The sequence below is a fragment of the uncultured Demequina sp. genome, assembly GCF_913055775.1.
GTDB lineage: Bacteria > Actinomycetota > Actinomycetes > Actinomycetales > Demequinaceae > Demequina.
On record NZ_CAJXJX010000010.1, the window covers coordinates 1 to 24,319 of the forward strand.

The 24,319-nt window shown below is 71.1% G+C and carries 19 protein-coding genes; 16 read left to right on the forward strand and 3 right to left on the reverse strand.

Features of this window, described 5'->3' with window-relative positions; translation table 11 throughout:
• From QZ483_RS01875 to QZ483_RS01930, 12 genes are all read left to right on the forward strand, one after another.
• The coding region (locus QZ483_RS01875; protein ID WP_297081287.1) for an FtsW/RodA/SpoVE family cell cycle protein at positions 1 to 925 on the forward strand (925 nt) is incomplete at its 5' end.
• Positions 918 to 2,033: a glycosyltransferase gene (locus tag QZ483_RS01880; protein ID WP_297081288.1), complete on the forward strand. Its 1,116-nt coding sequence runs from the start codon at positions 918 to 920 to the stop codon at positions 2,031 to 2,033. The genes QZ483_RS01875 and QZ483_RS01880, both read left to right, overlap by 8 nt.
• Positions 2,034 to 2,088: 55 nt before the next feature.
• Positions 2,089 to 3,450: a UDP-N-acetylmuramate--L-alanine ligase gene (murC, locus tag QZ483_RS01885; RefSeq protein WP_297081289.1), complete on the forward strand. Its 1,362-nt coding sequence runs from the start codon at positions 2,089 to 2,091 to the stop codon at positions 3,448 to 3,450.
• A gap of 220 nt (positions 3,451 to 3,670) precedes the next feature.
• Complete coding sequence (locus tag QZ483_RS01890; RefSeq protein ID WP_297081290.1) at positions 3,671 to 4,630, forward strand: cell division protein FtsQ/DivIB; 960 nt, start codon at positions 3,671 to 3,673, stop codon at positions 4,628 to 4,630.
• Between the two features lie 291 nt (positions 4,631 to 4,921).
• On the forward strand, positions 4,922 to 6,097 hold the full coding sequence (gene ftsZ, locus QZ483_RS01895; protein WP_297081291.1) for a cell division protein FtsZ: 1,176 nt from the start codon (positions 4,922 to 4,924) through the stop codon (positions 6,095 to 6,097).
• A gap of 7 nt (positions 6,098 to 6,104) precedes the next feature.
• Positions 6,105 to 6,818, forward strand: a complete 714-nt coding sequence (locus QZ483_RS01900; RefSeq protein WP_297081292.1) for a polyphenol oxidase family protein — start codon at positions 6,105 to 6,107, stop codon at positions 6,816 to 6,818.
• Between the two features lie 139 nt (positions 6,819 to 6,957).
• Positions 6,958 to 7,440 carry a cell division protein SepF gene (locus tag QZ483_RS01905; RefSeq protein WP_297081293.1) on the forward strand — a complete coding sequence of 161 codons (483 nt, stop codon included), beginning with the start codon at positions 6,958 to 6,960 and terminating at the stop codon, positions 7,438 to 7,440.
• Positions 7,441 to 7,459: 19 nt separating this feature from the next.
• Positions 7,460 to 7,759, forward strand: a complete 300-nt coding sequence (locus QZ483_RS01910) for a YggT family protein (RefSeq protein ID WP_297081294.1) — start codon at positions 7,460 to 7,462, stop codon at positions 7,757 to 7,759.
• A 114-nt stretch (positions 7,760 to 7,873) separates the two neighbouring features.
• Positions 7,874 to 8,755 carry a DivIVA domain-containing protein gene (locus tag QZ483_RS01915; protein ID WP_297081295.1) on the forward strand — a complete coding sequence of 294 codons (882 nt, stop codon included), beginning with the start codon at positions 7,874 to 7,876 and terminating at the stop codon, positions 8,753 to 8,755.
• Positions 8,756 to 8,871: 116 nt separating this feature from the next.
• Positions 8,872 to 9,324: a TraR/DksA C4-type zinc finger protein gene (locus QZ483_RS01920; RefSeq protein WP_297081296.1), complete on the forward strand. Its 453-nt coding sequence runs from the start codon at positions 8,872 to 8,874 to the stop codon at positions 9,322 to 9,324.
• Positions 9,321 to 9,914 carry a signal peptidase II gene (lspA, locus tag QZ483_RS01925; protein WP_297081297.1) on the forward strand — a complete coding sequence of 198 codons (594 nt, stop codon included), beginning with the start codon at positions 9,321 to 9,323 and terminating at the stop codon, positions 9,912 to 9,914. Before QZ483_RS01920 ends, lspA begins: the two co-directional genes overlap by 4 nt.
• Entirely contained in the window at positions 9,907 to 10,824 is a 918-nt protein-coding gene (locus QZ483_RS01930) for an RluA family pseudouridine synthase (protein ID WP_297081298.1), read from the forward strand. The genes lspA and QZ483_RS01930 overlap by 8 nt, the downstream gene beginning before the upstream one ends.
• A 16-nt stretch (positions 10,825 to 10,840) precedes the next feature.
• Here QZ483_RS01930 and QZ483_RS01935 read toward each other — a convergent pair whose 3' ends face one another.
• Together QZ483_RS01935 and hrpA are read right to left on the reverse strand one after the other, a co-directional pair.
• Positions 10,841 to 11,797: an alpha/beta hydrolase gene (locus QZ483_RS01935; protein ID WP_297081299.1), complete on the reverse strand. Its 957-nt coding sequence runs from the start codon at positions 11,795 to 11,797 to the stop codon at positions 10,841 to 10,843.
• Complete coding sequence (gene hrpA, locus QZ483_RS01940; protein WP_297081313.1) at positions 11,794 to 15,918, reverse strand: ATP-dependent RNA helicase HrpA; 4,125 nt, start codon at positions 15,916 to 15,918, stop codon at positions 11,794 to 11,796. Before hrpA ends, QZ483_RS01935 begins: the two co-directional genes overlap by 4 nt.
• Positions 15,919 to 16,251: 333 nt before the next feature.
• Between hrpA and dnaE the strand changes: the two genes are divergently transcribed.
• The 4 genes from dnaE to hisD all read left to right on the forward strand — a co-directional run bounded on the left by dnaE (position 16,252) and on the right by hisD (position 22,056).
• Positions 16,252 to 19,794, forward strand: a complete 3,543-nt coding sequence (gene dnaE, locus QZ483_RS01945; RefSeq protein ID WP_297081300.1) for a DNA polymerase III subunit alpha — start codon at positions 16,252 to 16,254, stop codon at positions 19,792 to 19,794.
• 132 nt (positions 19,795 to 19,926) lie between these two features.
• Positions 19,927 to 20,313 (forward strand): DUF4260 domain-containing protein, encoded by a 387-nt coding sequence (locus QZ483_RS01950; protein WP_297081301.1) that lies wholly within the window; start codon positions 19,927 to 19,929, stop codon positions 20,311 to 20,313.
• A complete protein-coding gene (locus tag QZ483_RS01955; protein WP_297081302.1) occupies positions 20,310 to 20,687 on the forward strand; it encodes a VOC family protein in 378 nt (125 codons plus the stop codon). Before QZ483_RS01950 ends, QZ483_RS01955 begins: the two co-directional genes overlap by 4 nt.
• A 64-nt stretch (positions 20,688 to 20,751) precedes the next feature.
• A complete protein-coding gene (hisD, locus tag QZ483_RS01960; RefSeq protein ID WP_297081303.1) occupies positions 20,752 to 22,056 on the forward strand; it encodes a histidinol dehydrogenase in 1,305 nt (434 codons plus the stop codon).
• 17 nt (positions 22,057 to 22,073) lie between these two features.
• Here the strand turns inward: hisD and QZ483_RS01965 are convergent, their stop codons facing one another.
• On the reverse strand, positions 22,074 to 24,272 hold the full coding sequence (locus tag QZ483_RS01965; protein ID WP_297081304.1) for a RecQ family ATP-dependent DNA helicase: 2,199 nt from the start codon (positions 24,270 to 24,272) through the stop codon (positions 22,074 to 22,076).
• Between the last annotated feature and the right edge of the window lie 47 nt (positions 24,273 to 24,319).

Sequence of the window (24,319 nt, forward strand, 5' to 3'; positions counted from 1 at the left end):
CCTGCTGGCGCTCGTGATGGTGGCCGGAACCGCGTCGGGCGGCAACCGCAACTGGATCAAGGTGGGCCCGGTCACGTTCCAGCCGTCCGAGGTCGCGAAGTTGGGCCTCGCGCTGTTCCTCGGCGTCGTCCTGGCGACCTTCCGCCGCGAGCTCACGACGCTGCACCGGGTGATGGTCCCCGGCGGCATCGCCGCGCTGATCGTCCTGGGCCTCGTGCTCGCCGGCAGGGACATGGGAACGGCGCTCGTGATCACTCTCATGGTCGCGGCGGCCTACTGGGTCGCCGGTCTCCCCGTGAGGTTCTTCCTGGGTGGCGGCGTGATCGCGGCCGCCGGGATCGCCTACCTGCTCACGCAGGGCACCACGAGGACCGGCCGTATCCAGCTGTGGCTCAACCCCGAGCTGTGCACGGACCCGCTGGGCGAGTGCCAGCAGACCATCCACGGCACGTGGGCGCTCGCGTCCGGCGGGCTGTGGGGGCTGGGTCCCGGCATGAGCCGCGAGAAGTGGGGATACCTGCCCGTCGCGGACTCGGACTTCATCTTCTCGATCATCGGCGAGGAGTACGGCCTGGTCGGCACGCTCCTGATGCTGGTCGCCTTCGGCATGATCATCGTCGCCGTCAACCGGCTCGTGTCGCGGCACAAGGACCCGTTCGTGCAGATCTCCGCCGCCGCGATCGGGGCATGGATCGTGGGCCAGGCGTGCATCAACATCGCCGTCGTGGTGGGCCTTGCGCCCGTTACCGGCGTGCCGCTGCCGCTCGTGTCCTCGGGCGGGTCGTCCCTCATCGTCTCCCTCGCCGCCATCGGCGTGCTGATGGCCTACGCCCGCCGGGAACCGGGAGCGCCCGAGGCCTTCGCCGCGCGCCCGTCCGTGGTGCGACGGTCCTTCGCCGTGATCGCCCGGAGCCGCCGTGGCTAGGTCCTTCCTGCTGGCCGGCGGCGGAACCGCCGGCCACGTGAATCCACTGCTCGCGACCGCCGCGGAGCTCGCCTCGCGCGGTCACGCCGTGGCGGCGCTCGGAACCGAGGAAGGCCTGGAGCACGACCTCGTGCCGCGCGCCGGCGTCGCCCTCCACACGGTGCCCAAGGTGCCGATGCCGCGGCGCCCCTCTGGCGATCTGCTCCGCCTGCCGGGGAACCTGCGTGCGGCCGTCGCCGCCGCATCGGCCGCGATCGAGACCACCGGAGCCGATGCCGTGGTCGGCTTCGGCGGGTATGTGTCGACCCCGGCGTATCTCGCCGCCCGCCGCGCGAAGGTGCCGATCATCGTGCACGAGGCGAACGCACGGCCCGGGATCGCGAACCGGCTCGGCGCGCGCATGACGCCCCACGTGGCCGTGACCTTCCCGGGCACGCCGCTGCGCGGGGCCACCGTCACGGGCCTGCCTCTGCGCCCCGAGATCGGAGAGCTCGCGCGCACGCTCGCGGAGGAGTCGAGCGGCGCTGCTGCGCGCGGCGCGGCCCGCGAGGCCGCCGGGTGGTCCTCCGAGGCCCCGGTGCTGCTCGTGACCGGCGGTTCGCTCGGGGCGGCGAGCCTCAATGCCGCGATGACCGAGGCGGTGCCGCAACTGGTCGAGCACGGCGTGCACGTGTGGCACCTCACGGGCCGGGGCAAGGCCGACGACGCGTGGCGCGTCCACGGCGACCTGCCGGCAGGCGTGCGCGATCGCTACAAGGTCGAGGAGTACAGCCACGACATGGCGTGCGCGCTCGCGGCCGCCGGCGCGGTCGTGTGCCGCGCGGGGGCTGCGACGGTGTGCGAGGTGACCGCCCTGGGGCTGCCCGCGATGTACGTGCCGCTGCCGCACGGCAATGGCGAGCAGGCCGACAACGCCCGCCCGGCCGCTAACGCGGGCGCGGCGACCATCGTCGACGACGCCGAGCTGACCGGGGACGCGATCGTCGCCGGGGCCGAGCGCATGCTGCTCGACCACGAGGCCGCCGCCTCGATGCGCGGCGCGACCGACAGGATCGCGATCCGGGACGGCGCCGCGCGGCTGGCGGCGATGATCGAGGACGCGCTGTGAGCGGGGCGGTGCTGTGAGCGGGCGGATGCACTTCATCGGCGTCGGCGGATCCGGCATGTCCGCTGTCGCGCGGCTCGTGGCCGCCCGCGGCATCGCCGTGACCGGCACCGATCAGCGGGAGTCCGCGTACTTCCTCGCGCTGCGCGACGCAGGCATGGACGTGCGCATCGGCCACGACGCCGCGATCGTCGACGGCGCGGACGCGGTGGTGATCTCCACGGCCGTGCGCGCGACCAACCCCGAGCTGGTGCGCGCCCAGGAGCTGGGGATCCCCGTTCTGCATCGCTCCGAGGCTCTCGTGTACGCACTCGAGAACGACCGGCTCATCGCGGTCGCGGGTTCGCACGGCAAGACGACGACGTCTGCGATGGTCGCCCACGTGCTGCACGCGAGCGGCATCGACGCGTCCTTCGCCGTGGGCGCGCGGGTGTTCGGGGTCGAAGGCGCGGTGGCCGGCGGGTACGCGGGCTCGGCGGGCATCGGCGTCGTGGAGGCCGACGAGTCCGACGGCTCGTTCCTGCGCTACCACCCCGAGGTCGGGATCCTGCTGAACATCGAGCCGGATCACCTCGACCACTACGGAGACGTCGACGCGCTCGAGAAGGCGTTCCTCGAGTTTGCCCTCGAGTGCCCGGTGCTCGTCGCGTGCGTCGAGGACGCCACCGTCGCGCGCATCGCCGAGGAGGCGCGTCGCGCAGGCGTGCGCGTCATCACGTACGGAACGTCCGAGGCGGACGTCATCGTCACCCCGACCGACCTCTCCGTCCCGAGCGAAATGGGCCCATTTCGCTCGTCTAAGGGCCTAGGCGAGCGCAATGGATCCACTTCGCTCGCGTTGGAGGTGCCGATTCCCGGCGCGCACCAGCGGCTCAACGCCGCGGCGGCCTGGGCCGCCGCGGTCGCCATGGGTGCGGATCCGGCCGATGCGGCACGCGCCTTCACGACCTTCGCCGGCACGGGCAGAAGGTACCAGCTGCGCGGCGAGGAGTCGGGCGTGCGGGTCGTGGACGACTACGCGCACCACCCGACGGAGGTGGCGGCCGTCCTCGCGGCGGCGCGTGCGGCGGGGCAGGAGCACCTCGTGGTGCTGTTCCAGCCCGCCTTGTTCACGCGCACGCAGCTGCACGCCCAGAACTTCGCCGATGCGCTGTCCGTGGAGAACGCGGATGTCGTGATCGCGGGCGTCCACGGCGACCGCGAGGACCCCATTCCCGGCGTGACCTCGGACTCGATCCTCGAGCTCATGCACGTGCCCGCCGGGTCCACGGCCCAGGTGGTCGAGGATCTCGAGCAGGCGGCTGCCGTCGCGGCAGCGCTCGCACGTCCCGGGTCGCAGGTGATGACCGTGGGCTCGGGCACGGTCACGCTCGCCGCCGACTGGATCCTCGCCGCGCTGCGCGGGGGCGACGATGGCTGACCGCAGGCCCGCGTCGCCGTCGCGGCCCCCGCGTCCGGCGGCGCCGGCGCGGAACGCGAGCACGCAGACGACCGATGCGCGCACCCCGCCGCGATCCAGCAAGCACCGCACCACCGGCCGCGGCGCGCCTCGCAGCTCGACCACGCCGACCCGTGCCGCGGCGCCCAGGTCCGGGACGACGGGCACCTCGAAGGCGGCCTCGAGACCCGTCTCGAAGCCGGTGTCGAAGGCTGCGTCGAAGCCGTCGTCGAGGTCGGTCGCTGCATCCACGTCGAAGGCTGCCGCCGCATCGGCGGGCCCCCTGAACCGCGCTCTGGCGACGGTGTCGCGCGGCCGGTGGGGTGCATCGGCCGCGTCCTCGCCCGCGAAGCCCTCGACTCCTGCGCAGCCGCGCACGGGCACCGTCGCGACTCCGTGGGCGAAGGTGGCCGCGACGCCGTCGACCGTCACGACCCGCATGCAGGACCGGCTGCGCGAGCGTCGCAGCGCGAACCGCCGCCTGCTCACCGCGAGGTGGGTCAAGCGTCTGGCGATCGGGGGAGTGGGCCTCGCGGGCGTGTGGGTGCTGCTGCTGTCGCCGGTCTTCGCGCTCGACCTGGAGAAGGTCGAGGCGTCCGGCTATGGCACTGTGGTGGACCCCGCGGCCATCGAGGAGATCGTCGCGGAGCACGCCGGGACGTCCGTCGCGCTGCTCAACACCGGCCACGTCGAGCATCAGATCGAGGCGCTCGCGGGGGTGAAGGAGGCGCGGGTCGAACGCGTGTGGCCGTCGGGTCTGCGCGTGACGCTGACGTCCGCCGAGCCGGTCGCCGCGATTCCGCTCGCGGACGGCACCTACGTCATGCTCGACGAGCGCGGGGTCCAGGTCGATGAGGGAGCCGAGGCGCCGGACGACCTGCCGGTGGTCAACGTGCCCCTCGACGCGGAGGACACCCGCATCCTCGACGGCGTCATCAGCGTGATCGACCAGTTGCCCGTCGCGATGCGCGACCGGGTCCAGGACATCGAGGCGAGCACCGAGGACTCGATTCAGTTCGTGCTGCGCGACGGCCCGCGCGTGGAGTGGGGGAGCGCGGAGGAATCCGCGCTCAAGGCCGAGGTGCTCGCGGTGCTGCTCCAGGAGGCGGGGGACGCCGAGCTCATCGACGTGTCCGCGCCCACGCTGCCGACGGTCAGTTGACGGCTTCCCCGGCCCTCGAGACGTGCCTCCGCACACACAGCTGCGGCGCCAGGGGCCAGTGGGGCGCATGTGACAGCACACGTGTCACACGAGTCACTCGTGCCGCAGCCGTGTGTTGCACTGACCACGGCGACGCGATCATCGGCGCGCACCTCGAACGCGCGCCGAGATTATCCGCGCGACACGCGCGCGCCTGACGCGAATTGCTGAGGCGCGGCCGTACCGTCGTGCGTGGAAGAAGTTGACATAACTATAACCTTCAAGTTGAAGGTTAAGGTTGGGAGAGGGCTCATGGCCGCACCGCAGAACTACATCACCGCCATCAAGGTCGTCGGCGTGGGCGGCGGCGGCGTCAACGCCGTCAACCGCATGATCGACGTGGGCCTCAAGGGCGCCGAATTCATCGCGATCAACACCGATGCTCAGGCGCTGCTCATGTCCGACGCGGACGTGAAGCTCGACATCGGTCGCGAGCTCACGCGCGGCCTGGGCGCCGGCGCGGACCCGGAGGTGGGCCGCCAGGCGGCGGAGGACCACGAGGACGAGATCGCCGAGGGCCTCAAGGGCGCCGACATGGTCTTCGTCACCGCAGGCGAGGGCGGCGGCACCGGCACCGGCGGCGCGCCGGTCGTCGCGCGCATCGCCCGCGGCCTGGGCGCCCTGACTGTGGGCGTGGTGACGCGGCCGTTCGGCTTCGAGGGTCGCCGCCGCGCGGACCAGGCCGACGCCGGCATCCAGAAGCTGCGCGAAGAGGTCGACACCCTCATCGTCATCCCGAACGACCGCCTGCTCGACATCAACGACGCGGAGCTGTCGATCCTCGGCGCGTTCGCGGCGGCCGACCAGGTGCTGCAGGGCGGCGTGCAGGGCATCACCGACCTCATCACGACGCCGGGCCTCATCAACGTCGACTTCAATGACGTCAAGTCCGTCATGCAGGGCGCCGGCACGGCGCTCATGGGCGTGAGCTCGTCGCGAGGCGAGAAGCGCGCGCTCGAGGCCGCGGAGGGCGCGATCTCGTCGCCGCTGCTCGAGGCCTCGATCGAGGGAGCGCACGGCGTGCTGCTGTCGATCGCCGGCGGTTCGAACCTGGGCATCAAGGAGGTCGAGACGGCCGCTCGCCTGGTGCGCGAGGCCGCGCACGCTGAGGCGAACATCATCTTCGGAACCGTCATCGACGATTCGCTGGGCGACGAGCTGCGCATCACCGTGATCGCGGCCGGCTTCGACGGCGGCTCTCCCACGGTCCGCAAGCACACCGGCGCGCTGGGCACCATCGATGGCGCGCGCGACACCCCCGCCGCCGAGGAGAAGGAGCCCATCAAGGCTCCGGTCGAGGCCTCGTCCGCCCCGGTGCCTCAGCCCATCGACGTGGACGACGAGCCCGCTCCCCAGACCGACGCGATCGAGGTGACCGCGGTGTCGAAGGAGTCCGACACGCTGGACGTCCCCGAGTTCCTCCGGTAACCCGGCGGTGATCGACGCCGGGCTCCGCGTCCGGGCGTTCTTCACCACCCGAGACGGCGGCGTCAGCGAGGCGCCCTACGCGTCGCTGAACGTCGCCGATCACGTGGGTGACGCGCCGGAGGCGGTCGCGCTCAACCGTGCGATCGTGTCCGAGCGCGCGGGCACGCCCGTGACGTTCCTGCGCGCGCAGCACGGCATCACCGTCGCGCGCGTCCACGGCTTCGACCAGGCACCGCCGGCGGCCGATGCGCTGGTCACCAGCGTTCCCGGCGTCGCCGTGGCGGCGATCGCGGCGGACTGCGCGCCGGTGCTGATGCACGACGAGGCGACCGGCGCCGTCGCGGCCATCCACGCGGGACGGGAAGGGCTCTTCGCGGGCGTCATCGACGCCGCCGTCGCCGAGCTCCTCGACATCCGCGGCGGATGGCGGACGCCGGGGGAGCTGAGTGCGTCGATTGGCCCGACCATCTGCGGCCAGTGCTACGAGGTGCCCGAGGACCTGCGCGCGCGGGTCGGCGCGCGCCACCCGAGCGCGATGGCCACCACGCGGCACGGCACGGCCGCGCTGGACATCTCGCGCGCCATCGAGGCGCGGCTCGCCCAGCTGGGCTTCGACCAGGTCGTGCGCTCCCGGGTGTGCACGGCCGAGGACCCCGAGCTGTTCTCGCATCGCGGCGAAGGCGTGACCGGGCGCTTCGCCGGGGTGGTCGTGTGCGAGTGATGCCACCGACGTGCGCGACCCGGCCCGCGCATCGGCCCTCTGCAGTGAACGCCGGGCCTGCCCGGCGTGTCGCTCCGGCGGTCCCGGCGCCGGGCAACCTACCGTTGAACCGACAGCGATACCTTCGAAGGAGCTCCCGATGAGCGCGATGCGCAAGGCCATTCAGTACCTCGGCTTCGACGTGAGCCAGCACGAGGAGTACGACTACGCGGACGACGAGCTCGCGCCCGTCACGAACATCCACGACATGTCGGAGGTTCGCGAGAAGCACGAGGCGCCGTCCAAGGCCGCGCGTGCCGAGCGGCAGCGCACGCCCGCGGCCCACATGTCCGCGAACGACCTGCGTCGCATCCAGACCATCAAGCCCCGCACCTACAACGACGCGCGGCTGATCGGCGAGGCCTTCCGCCAGGGCGTGCCCGTCATCATGAACCTGACCGAGATGTCCGAGGCCGACGCGAAGCGTCTGGTCGACTTCTCGGCCGGCCTTTCGTTCGGTCTGCACGGCTCGATCGAGCGCGTGACGACCTCGGTGTTCCTGCTGTCGCCGGCGCACGTGGAGATCGGCATGGACGTCGAGAAGCCGGAGCCGCAGGAGAGCGAGTTCTTCAACGGACGCTAGCCTCGGTTAGGCTCGCTGCGTGGAGATTGTCATCGGCGCACTGCGCTTCGCGCTGTTCCTGTTCATGATCGTGCTGTTCGGGCGCGTCATCCTGAGCCTTGTGGTGTCCTTCGCGCGCGACTGGCGCCCGGAAGGCATCGTGCTCGTGCTGACGGAGTCCGTGTTCAGCATCACGGACCCGCCGCTCAAGGCGCTGCGCAAGGTGATCCCCCCGCTCCAGCTGGGCCAGATCCGGCTCGACATCGCGTTCCTGGTGCTGTTCTTCGGCTGCTCGCTGCTGTACAGCTTCCTGGGCTACCTGGGGTACATGCTCTCCTGACGCCGGTCGCTTGAGATTTGCTCACGTCGTGCCGATAACGACGAATGAGTAGAGTGACCGAATGGACGCGCCGGGTGTGATCCCCGTCGCACGGATACAAGAGGTGGTTCGCACATGGCACTGCTTTCGGCAGAAGACGTTCTGAACAAGGCGTTCTCCAAGACCAAGTACCGCGAGGGCTTCGACCAGGACGAGGTCGACGACTTCCTCGATGAGGTTGCGCACACCATTCAGTCGCTCACCGCGGAGCGCGACGACCTCGCCCAGCGCCTCGCGCAGGCGCAGGCCGGCGCCCCGGTGACGCCGTCGCAGCCCTCGGCGCCCGAGTCGGAGCCGTCGATGGAGGGTGGCCTGCTCGCCGCCGCGACCGACCCGACGCCCCCGAGCGCCACGGGCATGCTCGCCATGGCCCAGAAGCTGCACGACGAGTACGTGCACGCGGGCGAGGAGGAGCGCGACCGCCTGGTCGAGGAGGCCAAGACCAAGGCCGAGTCGATCGTGGAGCAGGCCGAGACGGACGCGAAGGACCGCATGGACCTGCTCGCGACGGAGCGCGGCGATCTCGAGCGCAAGATCGACGACCTGCGCCGCTTCGAGCGCGACTACCGTGCGCGCCTCAAGAGCTACCTCGAGAACCTCCTGGGCGACCTGGACCACGGCGCGAAGGCGGAGCCCGCGGGCGCCGCGGCCCCGGCGTTCGACAGCGGGTTCGGCGGTGCTGACTCCGTCGCCTCGGACGTCTCGGCGGCGTCCCTGGCCTCCGCGGCATCGGCACAGGAGACGGCCGATGCGGCCGACGCTCCCCAGGCTGCCGACAGCCCCTGGTCTCAGGTGCGTCCGCAGGACTCGGGCGATGCCGGCGAGGCGGACGAGGCCGCCGAGGAATCGGCCGAGGAGGAGGCTCCCGCACCGTGGGGCCAGTCCGCGTACACGCCTCAGAGCAACGTCGCTCAGTCCTTCGGCGCCGAGTCCGAGGGCGACGCCGAGCAGCGCTGACAACGATTCGACCGTGAATGCGCGCCTCCTGGGCGCGTACCAGGTGGCGTGGCGCTTTGCGAAGCAGGCGAAACAGGATTAGTCTCACGTCACTACCCAGAAACTGAGGATGTGGCATGACCAGCACAGACGTGACGATCGTGGTCGTCGACCCGGCGGAGCTCAAGGCGTCCGACGCCAAGCGCCTGCCGGTGCGTGACGGGGACGAGCCGTGGAAGGTCGCGGAGCTCCGCGCGATCGTCAAGACGCTGAATTCCGACGTCGAGCGCCTGGTGCAGGAGTTCCACGGCGCCGAGCACGACCTCGACGACCTGCTCCACACTTCGGAGGGTGCGGGCGACGACCAGGCCGACGCCGGCTCGACCGCTCTCGAGCGCGAGCAGGAGATGTCGATCGTCAACAACACGCGCGACATGCTCGAGCAGAGCGTGGACGCCCTGCGTCGCGTCAAGAACGGCACCTACGGCAAGTGCCAGGTGTGCAACGAGGGCATCGGCAAGGCGCGCCTCCAGGCGTTCCCCCGCGCGACGCACTGCGTCACCTGCAAGCAGCGCGAGGAGCGTCGTTGACCTGGCGACCAGCCATCTGGTTGGTCGCCCTCGCCGTGGTGGTGGTCGATCAGGCCACCAAGCAGTGGGCTCTCGAAGCCCTCGTTCCGTACGAGCAGCACGAGGTGCTGGGCGACTTCCTGTCCATCCAGCTGGTCTTCAACTCGGGCGCGGCGTTCTCGCTCGGTGACGGCTACACCTGGGTGATGACGATCATCGCGCTCGTCGTGACCGTGGGCATCGTCTACTACGCCCGCCGCGCCCAGAGCACCGCCGCCGTGTGGCTGTTCGGCATCGGTCTGGGCGGCGCGATCGGCAACCTCATCGACCGGCTCTTCCGTGACCCGTCGTTCGGGCAGGGCCACGTGGTCGACATGATCAACTACAACGGCTGGTTCGTGGGCAACGTCGCGGACATCGCGATCGTGGGCGCTGCGATCGCCGTGCTGATCATGTCGTTCATGCACAAGCCGATCCTGGCGCCCCGGCCTGGTGCCGGCGGCGACGCGTCTGCCGATGACATGCCGGACCCTCAGGCTGCGACGGATGACCCCGTGACGACGGCTCCCGCGGTGCCGTCGCCCAACTCGGGCGACGAGCCCCGTGGCTGACACCAGGTATCTGCCCGTTCCCGACGCGGTGGTCGGCGACAGGGCCGATGCGGCACTCGCCCGGGTGCTGGGACTGTCACGAACGAAGGCCGCCGAGCTGCTGTCCGCGGGGCTGGTGGCGCTCGATGGGCGCGCCCTGGGCAAGTCGGACCGCGTGTCCGACGGGATTCTCGCCGTGGACCTGCCGGACGAGCGCGAGGCGCCCCCGGAGCCCGAGATCCCTGGCGGGCTGCAGCTGCGCTATGAGGACGAGGACCTCGTGGTGGTGGACAAGCCCGTCGGCGTGGCCGCGCACCCGTCGCCGGGCTGGACCGGGCCTTCGGTGGTGGGCGGGCTCGCGTCTGCCGGTGTGACCCTCGCCGCGGCGGGGCCAGCAGAGCGCCAGGGGATCGTGCACCGCCTCGATGTGGGCACCTCCGGCCTCATGGTGGTGGCGAAGTCCGTGCCCGCCTACTCGGCACTCAAGGCGGCGTTCAAGGAGCGCACGGTCGAGAAGATCTACCACGCGGTCGCGCAGGGACACCTGGATCCGACGGCGGGCACCATCGACGCGCCCATCGGCCGGCATCCCACATCGGACTGGAAGTTCGCCGTGACGCAGGACGGCAAGCCGTCGATCACGCACTACGAGACGCTCGAGATGTTCCCGGCGGCCTCGCTGCTCGAGATCCACCTCGAGACGGGTCGCACCCACCAGATCCGGGTGCACATGGCGGCGATGCGGCACCCGCTCGCGGGCGACCTCACCTATGGCGCGGACCCGACGCTCGCCAAGCGCCTGGGGCTGTCGCGGCAGTGGCTGCACGCGCACGAGCTGGCCTTCGAACACCCCACCCGCGGCGGCGAGGTGCGGGTGCGGTCTGAGTATCCCGAGGACCTGGCGTCCGCTCTGGAGCGGCTGCGGGACTAGCGCGGCCCGGTCCGGGTCAGGGCTCCAGCGCAGCCGCGATCCGGTCCACGAAGGCCACGGCAGCGGCGGAGATCTGAGAACGCGCCTCGTCGTCGGAGATGAGCGGCTCGCCGTCGCCGGGCTGCGGCCCGTAGTCGCCGAACTGCGCGTGGCTCGCACCCTCGATGACGGTGAACTGGGCGTCCTCGGGGAGGTTCGCACGCGATGCCTCGATGTCCTCCGGGGTCGACAGCCCATCGCGGGTGCCGGAAATGGATTCGACGGCGGTCTCCAGAGTGCCGCTCACATCGCCGGCGGGGTAGGAGCCGAACAGCAGCAGTCCCACCGCAGGGGCCGTGGCGTCGGCGTCGGCAGCGTCTGCGGAGATTGTCGCGACCACGCCGCCCAGCGAGTGGCCCCCGGCGACCCACGCGTTCACGTCGGGGTGGGCCTCACGCGCGGAGTCGAAGGCACCGGTCGCGAAGAAGGCGATGCCGAGCGGTTGTTTGGGGATCACGACCGTGTGGCCACCCTCGGCGAGCGGCCGCAGCACGGCGGCGTAGGCGCGCGCATCGACGAGAGCACCCGGCTGGAAGAACACGCCCACCGGTGAGGGGTCGCCGACGGGCTCCAGCACGATGGCCGTCGCGGTCTCGGAGACCGCAACCGCGCCGCCGTCCTCCATCGCCTCGAGAGCGGGCGAGATCGCGGTGAACGGACGGAGCCACGCCACGGACAGCACCCACAGCAGCCCGAGCACCACCGCGATGCCCCGCAGTCCGCGGCGCCAGCCGGGGCGACTCCTGCGGCGCATGATCGACAGCACGATGACGGTGACCGCCACGAGAGCCGTGACTGCGAGCATCACCAGATACGCCGGGTGACCGTGGAGGACGCCCCCGGTCTCGGTGAGGAGCGCCCACGCGACGGCCGCCAGGCCCAGACTCGCGGCCACGATCTCGCTCCAGAAGAGCCACGCGGGGGTGCGCGTCATGCCAGTTCCTTCCTGATGCGCTGCTCGCTCACGGGCTCCGATGTGCCCCACTGCTGAGCGAACAGCGACACGCGCAGCTCCTCGAGCATCCACCGCGCGTGCTCGAGCCGGGCCGCGCGATCGGGATCGGGGCGCCCGGCCTCGTAGGCCTCGCGCACCGTCGTGACCTGGTCGGTGATCTCCCGCACCTGCCACAGCTGGGCGGCGTCGCGGTTCGGATCGGACTGCGCCTTCTCGAGCCGGGCCGATGCGGCACGCAAGTACCGCGGCAGGTGCCCCAGCCGCTCGAGCGGGGTACGGGACAGGAAGCCGCCGCCGATGAGCGCATCGGCCTGATGGCGGATGTCCGCGACCACCGCGAGCAGCGCGAGCGAGGTCGAGCCCGACAGCGCGCTGTCGAGGTCGCGGTACGCCGCCAGCGCATCGGCGACCTGCTCGGCGACACGGAGCGTCTCGTCCTCGATCCCCGACCGCACCCGCGTACGCAACTCCGCGTACGCATCGGCGTCCCGTGCTTGACCTGCGTCCTCGCCGACCAGCGACCTGACCGCAGTGTGCTGCAGCGCGTCGACCAGCGCCGCGGTGGAGCGATACGGCGATGCGCTGAGCGTGAGCGCCTGCTGGCCCGACCATCGCGTGGTCACGCGCTTCACCGGGAGCGCGCACTCGTGGGCGAGCAGGCGGGTCACTCCCGCCGCGTGCTGGGCCGTGCGCGCGGTCGCGTCCGCGAGAACTCTCAGCGCGACGGTGCCCCCCTCATCGACAAGAGACGGGTAGCCGCGCACAGCCGCGCCGCCCACCTCTCCCGCGACCTCGTCCGGCAGGGCGCCGCCGGGCAGGTCGGGCCACGTGTCGAGGGCGTCCGCCTCGGAGATCGCGTGACTCACGACCGCCACCTGGGAGTTCGGGTCTGCCGGGGCCGTCGCAGCGCCGGTCTCCGGTCCCGACTGGCGCCGCAGCGCCGGCGTGCGCGCGACCGCACTGGCGACGGCGCTCTGCGAGGCGGGCGCATGCGTGCGCTGCAGCCGCACGAGGTCCGTGGACTCGTCGAGCGTGGCGCCATCGGCGTCCTCCACGCGGAACGTCACCCTCAGGTGCGACGGCAGGCGCTCGTCGACGCCGTCCCAGGCCTCGGGCGGGATCTCGACGCCCTTGACCTGCAGCACTGCTCGGGCGAAGGCCTCGCGGTACGGCTCGGCCATGTCTCCCGCGCGCGCCATGTCCTGCCAGGTGGGGGTCTCGCGATCCAGCCAGGCGATCACGTCGCGCGCGGTGTCCGGGGCGGGCACGAGCAGGCGCCGCACCGTCTTGGGCAGAGCACGAATCGTGGCCGTCGCGAGCTCGTCGGCCATGCCAGCCACCATCCAGTCGAAGCCGTCGGGCACCACCCGGGGCAGCACCGCGATCGGGACGTGGACCGTGATGCCGTCCGCGTCCGTGCCGGGCTCGAACTGGTAGGTCAGCGCCAGCTCGAGGTCGCCCTGCGGCCAGGCCTCGGGGAACTGCGACGTGTCGACGTCCTCGTGCTCGGGCGCGACCGTGTCGAGCGAGAGATGGAGGAGCTCGGGTGAGCGGCGGCGCTCGTCCTTCCACCAGCGGTCGAAGTGACGCTGGGAGACCACCGAGTCCGGGATCCGCTCGTCGTAGAACGCGAACAGCGCCTCGTCATCCGCGAGCAGGCCCCGCGTCCGGGACCGAGCCTCGAGGTCCTCGGCCTCGGCGATCAGCCGCTGATTGTCCTTCCAGAAGCGGTGATGCGTGTCCCACTCGCCCTCGACCAGCGCGTGCCGGATGAACAGGTCGCGCGCCTCCTCGGGGCGGATGCGCCCCCACAGCACGGTCCTGTCCGCGACGATCGGCACCCCGTAGAGCAGCACCTTCTCCGTCGCGACGGCGGCGCCACGCCGCTTGGACCAGTGCGGATCCGAGTAGGTGCGCTTGGCGAGGTCGCCCGCGAGCTCCTCGGCCCACTCGGGCTTGATCGCGGCGACGTCACGGGCCCACAGCCGGCTCGTCTCGACCAGTTCCGCCGCCATGACGAACGCCGGCGGCTTCTTCGACAGGGGAGAGCCGGGGAAGATCGCGAAGCGCGCGCCGCGCGCGCCCAGGTACTCGTTGCGCGCCTGCTTCTTGGCGCGGCGCATTGCCGCCTCGCGCTGGCCGCCGCGCAGGTGGGAGAACTGGGAGGCCTTGGGCTCTCCCGCCTCCTGCATGCCCACCTGGGAGAGCAGGCCCGCCAGGACCGAGCGGTGAATCGCGTCCGCGTCCCACACATAGCGATGTGTCTCGCTATCAGGGGACAGGTCGCCCGAGCGCTGGGCTCGCCTGCGCGCCATCTCGATCCCCAGCGGCTTCGCCGTCTGCCGGATCTGCTCGACCACGTCCTGCCACTCGCGGATGCGCAGGAAGTTGAGGTGCTCGGCCTTGCACAGGCGTCGAAAGGCGCTGCTGGAGAGCTCGTGACGCTGCTCGCGCACGTACTCCCAGAGGTTGAGGTACGCGAGCAGGTCCGAGCCCGGATCCGCGAAGCGCCGGTGCAGCGCATCGGCCTTCTCGCGCTCGTCCGCAGGCCGCTCCCGCGGGTCCTGGATGCTGAGGGCCGCGGCGATGATCGCCACGTCCCGCGCCACCCCGTGACGCTGGCCCTCGACGATCATGCGGGCCTGACGCGGGTCCATCGGCAGCCGCGAGAGCGCCCGACCCGTCGCCGTCAGCCGGGTGCGGCCATCGCGGACCTCGATCGCGCCCAGTTCCGTGAGGAGCTGCACGCCGTCGCGGATCGCTCGGGTGTCCGGCGGCTCGACGAACGGGAAGGCGGCGACGTCGTCCGGGCTCGCGACCACGCCCACGGCGATCATCTGCAGCAGCACCGAGGCCAGCGACGTGCGCAGGATCTCCGGCTCGGTGAACGCCGGCCGCCCCTCGAAGTCCTCCTCCGAATACAGCCGGATCGCGATGCCGTCCGCGAGGCGTCCCGCGCGCCCCGAGCGCTGGTTGGCGCTCGCCTGCGACACCGGCTCGATGGGCAGCCGCTGCACCTTGGTCGCCTTGGAGTAGCGCGAGATGCGCGCGTTGCCCGGGTCCACGACGGCGTGGATCCCCGGCACGGTCAGCGAGGTCTCGGCGACGTTCGTGGCCAGCACGATGCGGCGGCGCGAGTGGCGCTCGAACACGCGGTGCTGCTCGGCCGCGGACAGCCGGCTGTAGAGCGGCAGGAGCTCGACGGCCTGCGGGTGGCGCGGGTCGCGGGCGCGCGGGCCCAGGAACGACTCGAGCGCGTCCGCGGCGTCCCGAATGTCGCGCTCGCCCGCGAGGAACACCAGGATGTCGCCGTCGATGACCTGCAGCAGCTCGTCGCACGCGTCCACGATCGCCGTCGCCTGGTCCTTCTCCTCACCCCGCGCGTCGCCCTCGAGCGGGCGGTAGACGATCTCGACGGGGTACGTGCGTCCGGTCACCTCAATGACAGGTGCCGTCGGTTCGGCCGATGCGGCGGCCGGGTTCTCGACGTCCTCGGCTTGCAGCGGTGGCAGGGGTCCGCCCGGCGCGAAGTGCCGCGCGAAGCGCTCGGAGTCGATAGTCGCCGAGGTGATGATCACCTTGAGGTCGGGCCGCCGCGGCAGCAGGTTCGTGAGGTAGCCGAGCAGGAAGTCGATGTTGAGGCTGCGCTCGTGGGCCTCGTCGATGATCAGGGTGTCGTAGGCGAGCAGGTCCGGATCGCGCTGAATCTGCGCGAGCAGGATGCCGTCCGTCATGACCTTGACGAGCGTATTCTCGGAACTCTGGTCGGTGAAGCGCACCTGGTAGCCGACGATCTCGCCCAGAGTGGTGCCGAGTTCCTCCGCAATGCGGTCCGCGACCGAGCGCGCGGCGATGCGGCGAGGCTGCGTGTGGCCGATCTGGCCTGCTCGCCCTCGCCCCAGCTCCAGGGCGATCTTGGGCAGCTGTGTGGTCTTGCCGGATCCGGTCTCGCCCGCGACGATCACGACCTGGTGGTCGCGAACGGCCTCGGCGATGCGGTCGCGGCTCGCGCTGACGGGGAGCTGCGGCGGGTACTCGATGGGCGGCACCTCGACGGCCTCGCGCGATCGGCGCGCCGCCTCCAGCTCGCGCGTGCTCACCCGGCGGTGAGGGTCGTGGCCCCTGCGCTGCCCGCCGCCCTTGCCCTGCCCATTGCCCTTGCTGCGGCGACGTCCGCGGCTGCCGCCACGCGCATCGGCGCTGCGCCTGGCGTCGTCAGGGCGGGGGGACGGTGAGCTCACGGGTGCCATTGTCCCAAGCGTCGCGGCCTCCGCGACACCACCCTCGCCCCCTTGACTGCGAACCCGGAAACCGGCGACACGCCGAGCCCGACCGCGCATCGGCCGTGGTGTCCCAGCGTGTCGCGAAAAAAGTGGTTCGCAGTTCAGGGGACCTGGGTCGTGACGTCAGTGGGCGGTCCTAGAATCGTGGCCATGCCCGGCAGTGACTTCGTCCACCTTCACGTCCACACCGAGTACTCGATGCTGGACGGTGCGGCGAGGCTGGACGACCTGTTCACGCACGCGAAGGAGCTGGGGCAGACCGCGCTCGCGACCACGGACCACGGCTACATCTTTGGTGCCTACGACTTCTGGTCCAAGGGTCAGCAGCACGGCGTGAAGCCCATCGTGGGCGTCGAGGCGTACCTGACGCCGGGCACCGCGCGCCGCGACAAGACGCGCGTGCGCTGGGGCGAGCGGGGCCAGGAGTCCGACGACGTCTCCGCGGGCGGCGCGTACACCCACATGACCATGTGGGCCGCGAACACCGCGGGCATGCACAACCTGTTCCGGATGTCGTCGTACGCGTCCCTCGAGGGGCAGTTCCACAAGCCGCGCATGGACCGCGAGCTGCTGCAGAACTACTCGCAGGGGATCATCGCGACCACCGGCTGCCCGTCGGGCGAGGTGCAGACCCGCCTGCGGCTGGGCCAATACGACGAGGCCCTCAAGGCGGCCGGCGAGTTCCAGGACATCTTCGGCGCGGAGAACTTCTACGTCGAGCTCATGGACCACGGCCTGGACCTCGAGAAGCGCGTGCGCGAGGACCTGCTGCGGCTGGCTCATCAGCTGGGCGCGCCGCTGGTCGCGACGAACGACTCTCACTACGTCAAGAAGGAGGACTCCGTCGCGCATGAGGCGCTGCTGTGCGTGCAGTCGGGGTCCAACCTCAACGAGCCCACCTATGAGCAGGGCGGCAAGCGCTTCGCGTTCAACGGCGACGGCTACTACCTGAAGTCGGCCGCAGAGATGCGCGAGCTCTGGCGCGAGCTGCCGGAGGCGTGCGACTCGACGCTCGAGATCGCGGAGAAGTGCGAGGTCGAGTTCAACACCAAGGCCGACTACATGCCGGTCTACGACGTCCCCGCGGGCGAGGACGAGACCTCGTGGTTCATCAAGGAGGTCCAGCGCGGCCTGCACGAGCGCTTTGGGGAGACCATCCCGTCGGAGGTGCAGGAGCGCGCCAACATGGAGATCGAGGTCATCACCGGGAAGGGCTACCCCGGCTACTTCCTCGTGGTCGCGGACTTCATCAAGTGGTCCAAGGAGCAGGGCATTCGCGTGGGGCCGGGACGTGGCTCCGGTGCCGGTTCGATGGCCGCGTACGCGATGAAGATCACGGACCTCGACCCGATCGTCCACCAGCTGTACTTCGAGCGCTTCCTCAACCCGGAGCGCGAGTCCAAGCCCGACTTCGACATCGACTTCGACGAGCGCCGGCGCGGCGAGGTGATCAAGTACGTCACCGACAAGTACGGCGAGGAGAAGGTCGCGATGATCGCGACCTACGGCACCATCAAGGCCAAGCAGGCCCTGAAGGACGCCGCGCGCGTGCTCGGCAAGCCCTTCGCGGTGGGCGAGCAGCTCACGAAGCTCTACCCCGAGGCCCAGCAGGGGCGCGACATGCCGCTGTCGGGGATCTTCGACCCCAAGCACGAGCGCTACAACGAGGGCGGCGACTTCCGTCAGCACCTCGAGACCGACCCCGAGGCGCAGCAGGTCATGGAGCTCGCGCAGGGGCTCGAGGGCCTGAAGCGCCAGTGGGGCGTGCACGCCGCGGGCGTCATCATGTCGAGCGACCCGCTGATCGACATCATCCCGATCATGCGCCGCGAGCAGGACGGCGCGGTCATCACGCAGTTCGACTACCCGACCTGCGAGGGTCTGGGCCTGGTCAAGATGGACTTCCTGGGGCTCAGGAACCTCACGATCCTGGACGATGCGCTCTACAACATCGAGCACAACGGCAAGGCCCCGCTGGTGCTCGAGGAGCTCGAGCTGGCGGACGAGAAGACGTTCGAGCTGCTGGGGCGCGGCGACACCCTGGGCGTGTTCCAGCTCGACGGCACGGCCATGCGCTCGCTGCTGCGGCAGATGAAGCCCGACAGCTTCGAGGACATCTCCGCGGTGCTCGCGCTGTACCGCCCGGGCCCCATGGGCATGAACTCCCACACCAACTACGCGGAGCGCAAGAACGGCCGCCAGCCCATCGCACCCATCCATCCGGAGCTCGACGAGCCGCTCCGGGAGGTCTTGGGGATCACGTACGGCCTGATCGTGTACCAGGAGCAGGTGCAGCGCATCGCGCAGATCGTCGCCGGCTACACGCTGGGAGCGGCGGACCTGCTGCGTCGCGCCATGGGCAAGAAGAAGAAGGAGATCCTCGACAAGGAGTTCGAGCCCTTCGAGGCCGGTATGAAGGCCAACGGCTACTCGGACGGCGCGGTCAAGGCGCTGTGGGACACCATGCTCCCGTTCGCCGACTACGCCTTCAACAAGGCGCACACCGCTGCCTACGGGGTGCTCTCCTTCTGGACCGCGTACCTCAAGGCGCACTATCCGACCGAGTTCATGGCGGCGCTGCTCACGTCGGTGGGCACGGACAAGGACAAGTCCGCGCTGTACCTCGCCGAGTGCCGCCGCATGGGCATCACCGTGCTGCCTCCGGATGTGAACGAGTCGATCGCGTTCTTCAGCGCCGTGGGCACCGACGTCCGGTTCGGGCTCACCGCGGTGCGCAACGTGGGCTCGAACGTGGTCGCGGAGATCGTCAAGGCCCGCGCGGAGAAGGGCGCGTTCACGTCCTTCCAGGACTTCCTCGACAAGGTGCCGGCGACGGTGTGCAACAAGCGCACCATCGACTCGCTGATCAAGGCCGGCGCGTTCGACTCGATGGGCTACTCGCGGAGGGCGCTCAACGCGATCCACGAGCAGGCGATCGATTCCGTCGTGGGCGTCAAGCGTCAAGAGGCGACCGGGCAGTTCGACCTGTTCGGCGGCGACGCGGACCTGGGCGGCGGCGTCACGGTCTCGGTGCCCGAGCTCGAGGAGTGGGACAAGAAGACCAAGCTCAACCTCGAGCGCGACATGCTGGGCCTGTACGTCTCCGACCATCCGCTGTCCGGACTCGATCATGTGATCCGCTCCGAGGCCTCGCACCAGATCCTCAACGCGACCCCCGCGAATGGCGTGCGGGAGGGCGAGCAGGTGGCGTTCGCGGGACTCGTGACGCGCGTGGACCGCCGCGTCGCCAAGTCTGGCAACGCGTACGCGATCGTGGTGCTCGAGGACCTCACGGGCGAGACCGAGATCTCGTTCTTCGGCAAGACCTACGAGACCTACGCCCGCGACCTGGCCGAGGACGCCGTGCTGACCATTCGCGTGCGCGCCCGCGAGCGCGGCGATGGCGGGCTGCAGTTCTCCGCGGTCGAGCTGCGCGTGCCGAACCTCAACGTCGTGGACACCTCGCCCGTCGCCATCACGCTGCCGGCGGCACGGGTCAACCCGCCCATGGTCGAGGAGATCAAGGGGATCCTGCGGTCTCACCCCGGCTCGGTCGAGGTGCGCATGGTCCTCACCGGCTCCGGTGATCCGGTCACGATGCGCCTGGGCGACGAGTTCCGCGTCTCGCGCTCGAGCGCGCTCTACGGCGACCTCAAGGCGGCGTTCGGCCCCAGCTGCCTCGCCGGCGCCTGACGCCCGTCCGGCACTCACCGACCCCTGGAGCGCCTCCGCGCGCCCCTTCCGGCACTCAGTGTCGCTCCGGACCGGCACAGGTCGCTCGCACAGGGGATGCGCCTGAGCCTCGCCGCCCCTAACGTGAGACGCATGACCCCCATCCATTGGCAGCGGCTGGAGAACGCGGTGATCGCCGCGGGCGTCATCGTGGCCACGGTGACGCTCGACTACGCCTGGTGGTGGCTCATCGCGCTCTTCCTGGTCTTCGACCTCAGCGCGCTCGGCTACGTGGCCAGCACCCGGGCGGGCGCGTTCTTCTACAACGCGGTCCACTCGTACTGGGCGCCGGCGATCCTCGGGACGATCGCGCTCGTGGCCGACGTCCGGTGGGCTGGCCTCGTGGCTCTCGCGTGGGCCTTCCACGTCGCGGTGGACCGCGCGATTGGCTACGGACTGAAGCACGCCGATCACTTCGGCCACACCCACTTGGGGTGGATCGGCAAGCACCGGGAGCAGCAGGTGGAGGAGGTCCCATGACCGGGTGCCCCATCGTCGCGTTCGTGCCCGCCCACGACCCGGAGCGCGCCGCGGAGTTCTACACCGAGGTGATCGGCGCGAGGCCGGTGCGCGACGACGGCTTCGCGATCGTGTGCGAGTCCGGCGGCACCATGATCCGGATCGTCGCAGCCTCGGCCTTCACGCCGCAGCCCTTCACCATCCTGGGATGGGAGGTCGCGGACATCGAGGCCGAGGTCGAGCGCCTGCGAGCCGCCGGAGTCGAGTTCGAGGACTTCGCGCTCGCGGACGAGTCCGGCATCTGGAACGCCCCGGGCGGTGATCGTGTCGCGTGGTTCCGCGATACCGAGGGCAACCTGCTGTCGCTCTCGAAGCACGCGCAGCCGGTGACGTAGGCGCCCGAGCAGACCGGGCCGAGTCCTCGAGTTGGCCCCGCTCGACGCCACTAGACTCGACAGCGTGCTGAGCCGAATCGACCTGCGTGACCGCGACCTGACCACCCGCGAGCTGCTGGGCATCGTGCCCCGAGCGGACGTGGACGTCGCGCATGCGCTGGCGATCGTGCAGCCCATCCTCGATGACGTGCGCTCCCGTGGTGCGCAGGCGCTGCGCGCGTATGGCGAGCGCTTCGACGGCGTCACCCCCGAGCACCTGCGGGTCCCCGCGGACCGCATCGAGGCGGCCGTCGCCACTCAGGACGACGCCGTGCTCGACGGCCTCCGCGAGGCGATCTCCCGCGTGCGCACCTTCCACGAGGCGACGGTCCCGCCGCCCGTCTCCGTGGACGTCGCCCCCGGAGCGACCGTGTCGCAGCGGTGGATCCCGGTAGGCCGCGTGGGCCTGTACGTTCCTGGCGGACTGGCCGTCTATCCGAGCTCGGTGGTCATGAACGTGGTCGCCGCGCAGGCAGCGGGCGTCCAGTCCATCGCCGTGGCGACGCCGCCCCAGAAGGCGTTCGGCGGCGAGCCGCACCCGACCATCCTCGCGGCGTGCGCGCTGCTGGGCGTCGACGAGGTCTACGCCGTGGGCGGCGCTCAGGCCATCGGCATGCTCGCGTACGGCGTCGACGGCCTGTGCGACCCCGTGGACGTCATCACCGGCCCGGGCAACGTCTACGTGGCCGCGGCGAAGCGCGCGGTCAACGGCGTGGTGGGCATCGACTCCGAGGCGGGCCCCACGGAGATCGCGATCATCGCGGACGACTCCGCGGACCCGGACTTCGTCGCCGCGGACCTCCTCAGCCAGGCCGAGCACGACCCCATGGCGGGCTCGGTCCTCATCACGGACAGCGAGGACCTCGCGGACGCCGTCGAGGAGGCGCTGGGCCGCCGCACCGACGCCACCAAGCACCTCGCGCGCACCAAGGAGGCACTCACGGGCCGCCAGAGCGCTGTCATCCTCACCGCGAACATCGAGCAGTCGATCCAGGTCGCGGACGCCTACGGCGCCGAGCACCTCGAGATTCACACGCGCGACGCGGCCGCCGTCGCCGAGCGGATCACCTCCGCCGGCGCGATCTTCGTAGGCCCGTACAGCCCGGTGCCGCTGGGCGACTACCTCGCGGGCTCCAACCACGTCCTGCCCACGGGCGGTACCGCGCGCTTCGCGAGCGGTCTGGGCACGCACAGCTTCCTCAAGGCGGTCTCGACCATCCACTACACAGCCGATGCGCTGGCTGAGGTGGGGGACAAGGTGGTCGCCCTGGCGAACGCGGAGGACCTCCCGGCGCACGGCGAGGCCATCCAGGCGCGCATCCAGCGCTGAGTCAAGGCCGGTCCCGCCTACCGCACCCCAAGCACGAACGGCAGCACGGCCGAGGCCCCCGCCCGCCGCAGCAGCCGCGAGGCCACCGTGAGCGTCCAGCCCGAGTCGGTGGAGTCGTCCACCAGCAGCACCGCGCGCCCGTCCAGTGAGGCCCGCACCGACTCCTCGACCTCGAGCCGGCGCGCGACCACCGCAAGGCGCTGAGCCGAGTTCAGGTCATGCCTCCCGGGCTCCTCCGCTCCGGCACGCGGCCCCACCCATCCCAGGAACGGCAGCTCCAAGTACCGCGCGAGACCGGGCGCGAGGTGGCCGAGCAACTGCGGCCGCGTCACGGACCCCACGCCCACCACGGCATCGACGGCAGGCGAACGCCCGGACCCGTTGGTCGTGCGCCACAGCTCGTCCCAGTCCTCGAGCACGCGCACTGCAGCGCCACGCAGGGGAGTGGGCGTCTCGCTGTCGACCGCGCTGCCATCGGCCGAGCGCGCCTCGAGGAGCTCGCGCAGCGACACCGACCAGCCCAAGCCATCGAGACGAGCGATCGCCCGCCCCGGCGCCGCCTGCTCTTCCGCAGGGATCCGCCCGCGTAGGTCGAGCCCCATCCGGTCGAGCCCGCTGGGCCACTGCCGCCGCGCAGTGATCTCGACCCCCACCCGGTCCAGGTCCTCCCGCGCCGCCGCCACGGCATCGGCCCCCGGCGCGGCCGGCAGCTCCACGCCGCCGCACGTGTCGCAGCGTCCGCACGCCCAGTCATCCGCGAGCTCCGGATCGTCGAGCACGTGACGCAGGAACGCCATGCGACACCCCGTGGTGGCCTCGTAGTCGAGCATGGTCTGCTGCTCGGCGGCGCGCGTGGCGGCGACCCGGGCGTAGCGCTCCGCGTCGTAGGCCCAGGGCTCGCCGGTCGCGACCCAGCCGCCCTGCACGCGCCGCACCGCGCCGTCCACGTCGAGCACCTTGAGCATCGACTCGAGGCGGCCGCGCCGCAGGTCCACGGAGGTCTCCAGTGCGGCGACGGACGTGGCCGAAGAGGGAGAGAGAGCACCCAGCGCCGCCCGCACCTGATCCTCGGGCGGGAACGCCTGCGACCCGAACCAGTCCCAGATCGCCCGATCCTCGGACCCCGGCAGCAGCACCACCAGCGCGCGATCCACGCCACGGCCCGCGCGCCCCACCTGCTGGTAGTACGCGATGGGGGAGGACGGCGCGCCCAGGTGCATGACGAACGCGAGGTCCGGCTTGTCGAACCCCATCCCCAGAGCGGACGTCGCCACGAGCGCCTTCACACGGTTCGACTTGAGATCCTGCTCGAGCTGCTCGCGCTCGGCGGTGTCCGTGCGCCCCGTGTAGGCGGCGACCTCGAGGCCCGCGGATCGCAGCTGCGACGCGACCTGCTCGGCAGCGGACACGGTGAGGCAGTACACGATCCCCGAGCCCTCGATCTCCCGCAGCGCGCTCGCGAGCCACGCGACGCGCTCGGCGGGATCGCTCAGGGCCACGACTCCCAGGTGCAGCGACTCGCGATCCAGCCCTCCGCGCAGCACCAGCACGTCCTCGTGCTCGAGGCCATCCGCGCCGGTCACGCCCAGCTGGACCGCGACGTCGTCCGTGACGCGCGTATTGGCGGTCGCCGTGGTCGCCAGCACCGGGATTCCCGCAGGCAGTTCGGCGAGCAGCGTGCGGATGCGGCGGTAGTCGGGCCTGAAATCGTGCCCCCAGTCGGAGATGCAGTGCGCCTCGTCGATCACGACCAACCCGGCATCAGCGGCCAGGCGCGGCAGCACCTCGTCGCGGAACTGCGGATTGTTGAGCCGCTCCGGCGAGCACAGCAGGACGTCGATCTCCCCGCGCGAGATCGCCGCGTGCACCTCATCCCACTCGGTCACGTTGGCGGAGTTGACGGTGGCCGCCCGGACGCCCGCCCGCGACGCCGCCGCGATCTGATCGCGCATGAGGGCCAGCAGTGGCGAGACGATCACGGTGGGCCCGGCACCGCGCGCGCGGAGCAGGGAGGTCGCCACGAAGTACACCGCGGACTTGCCCCACCCGGTGCGCTGCACCACGAGCGCCCGCGCGTGACGCGACACGAGGGCGTCGATGGCGAGCCACTGATCGTCACGCAAGCGCGCATCGTCCCTCCCCACGAGCGCGCGCAGCGCGCCCTCCGCCTCCTCGCGCAGGGAGAGGGCCGATGCGGGGGTGGCTTCCGTGCTCATGCGACCACCGTAGGGCGAGCGTCGGACATGGCCCGGCCACCGCATCG

What these genes read in the sequence shown, in the direction of transcription:
- murC (WP_297081289.1), top strand. Translation starts at nt 2,089, where the DNA reads ATGTCCGCTGTCGCGCGGCTCGTGGCCGCCCGCGGCATCGCCGTGACC.
- ftsZ (WP_297081291.1), top strand. Translation starts at nt 4,922, where the DNA reads ATGGCCGCACCGCAGAACTACATCACCGCCATCAAGGTCGTCGGCGTG.
- QZ483_RS01905 (WP_297081293.1), top strand. Translation starts at nt 6,958, where the DNA reads ATGAGCGCGATGCGCAAGGCCATTCAGTACCTCGGCTTCGACGTGAGC.
- QZ483_RS01915 (WP_297081295.1), top strand. Translation starts at nt 7,874, where the DNA reads ATGGCACTGCTTTCGGCAGAAGACGTTCTGAACAAGGCGTTCTCCAAG.
- QZ483_RS01920 (WP_297081296.1), top strand. Translation starts at nt 8,872, where the DNA reads ATGACCAGCACAGACGTGACGATCGTGGTCGTCGACCCGGCGGAGCTC.
- QZ483_RS01935 (WP_297081299.1), bottom strand. Translation starts at nt 11,797, where the DNA reads ATGACGCGCACCCCCGCGTGGCTCTTCTGGAGCGAGATCGTGGCCGCG.
- dnaE (WP_297081300.1), top strand. Translation starts at nt 16,252, where the DNA reads ATGCCCGGCAGTGACTTCGTCCACCTTCACGTCCACACCGAGTACTCG.
- QZ483_RS01950 (WP_297081301.1), top strand. Translation starts at nt 19,927, where the DNA reads ATGACCCCCATCCATTGGCAGCGGCTGGAGAACGCGGTGATCGCCGCG.
- QZ483_RS01955 (WP_297081302.1), top strand. Translation starts at nt 20,310, where the DNA reads ATGACCGGGTGCCCCATCGTCGCGTTCGTGCCCGCCCACGACCCGGAG.
- QZ483_RS01965 (WP_297081304.1), bottom strand. Translation starts at nt 24,272, where the DNA reads ATGAGCACGGAAGCCACCCCCGCATCGGCCCTCTCCCTGCGCGAGGAG.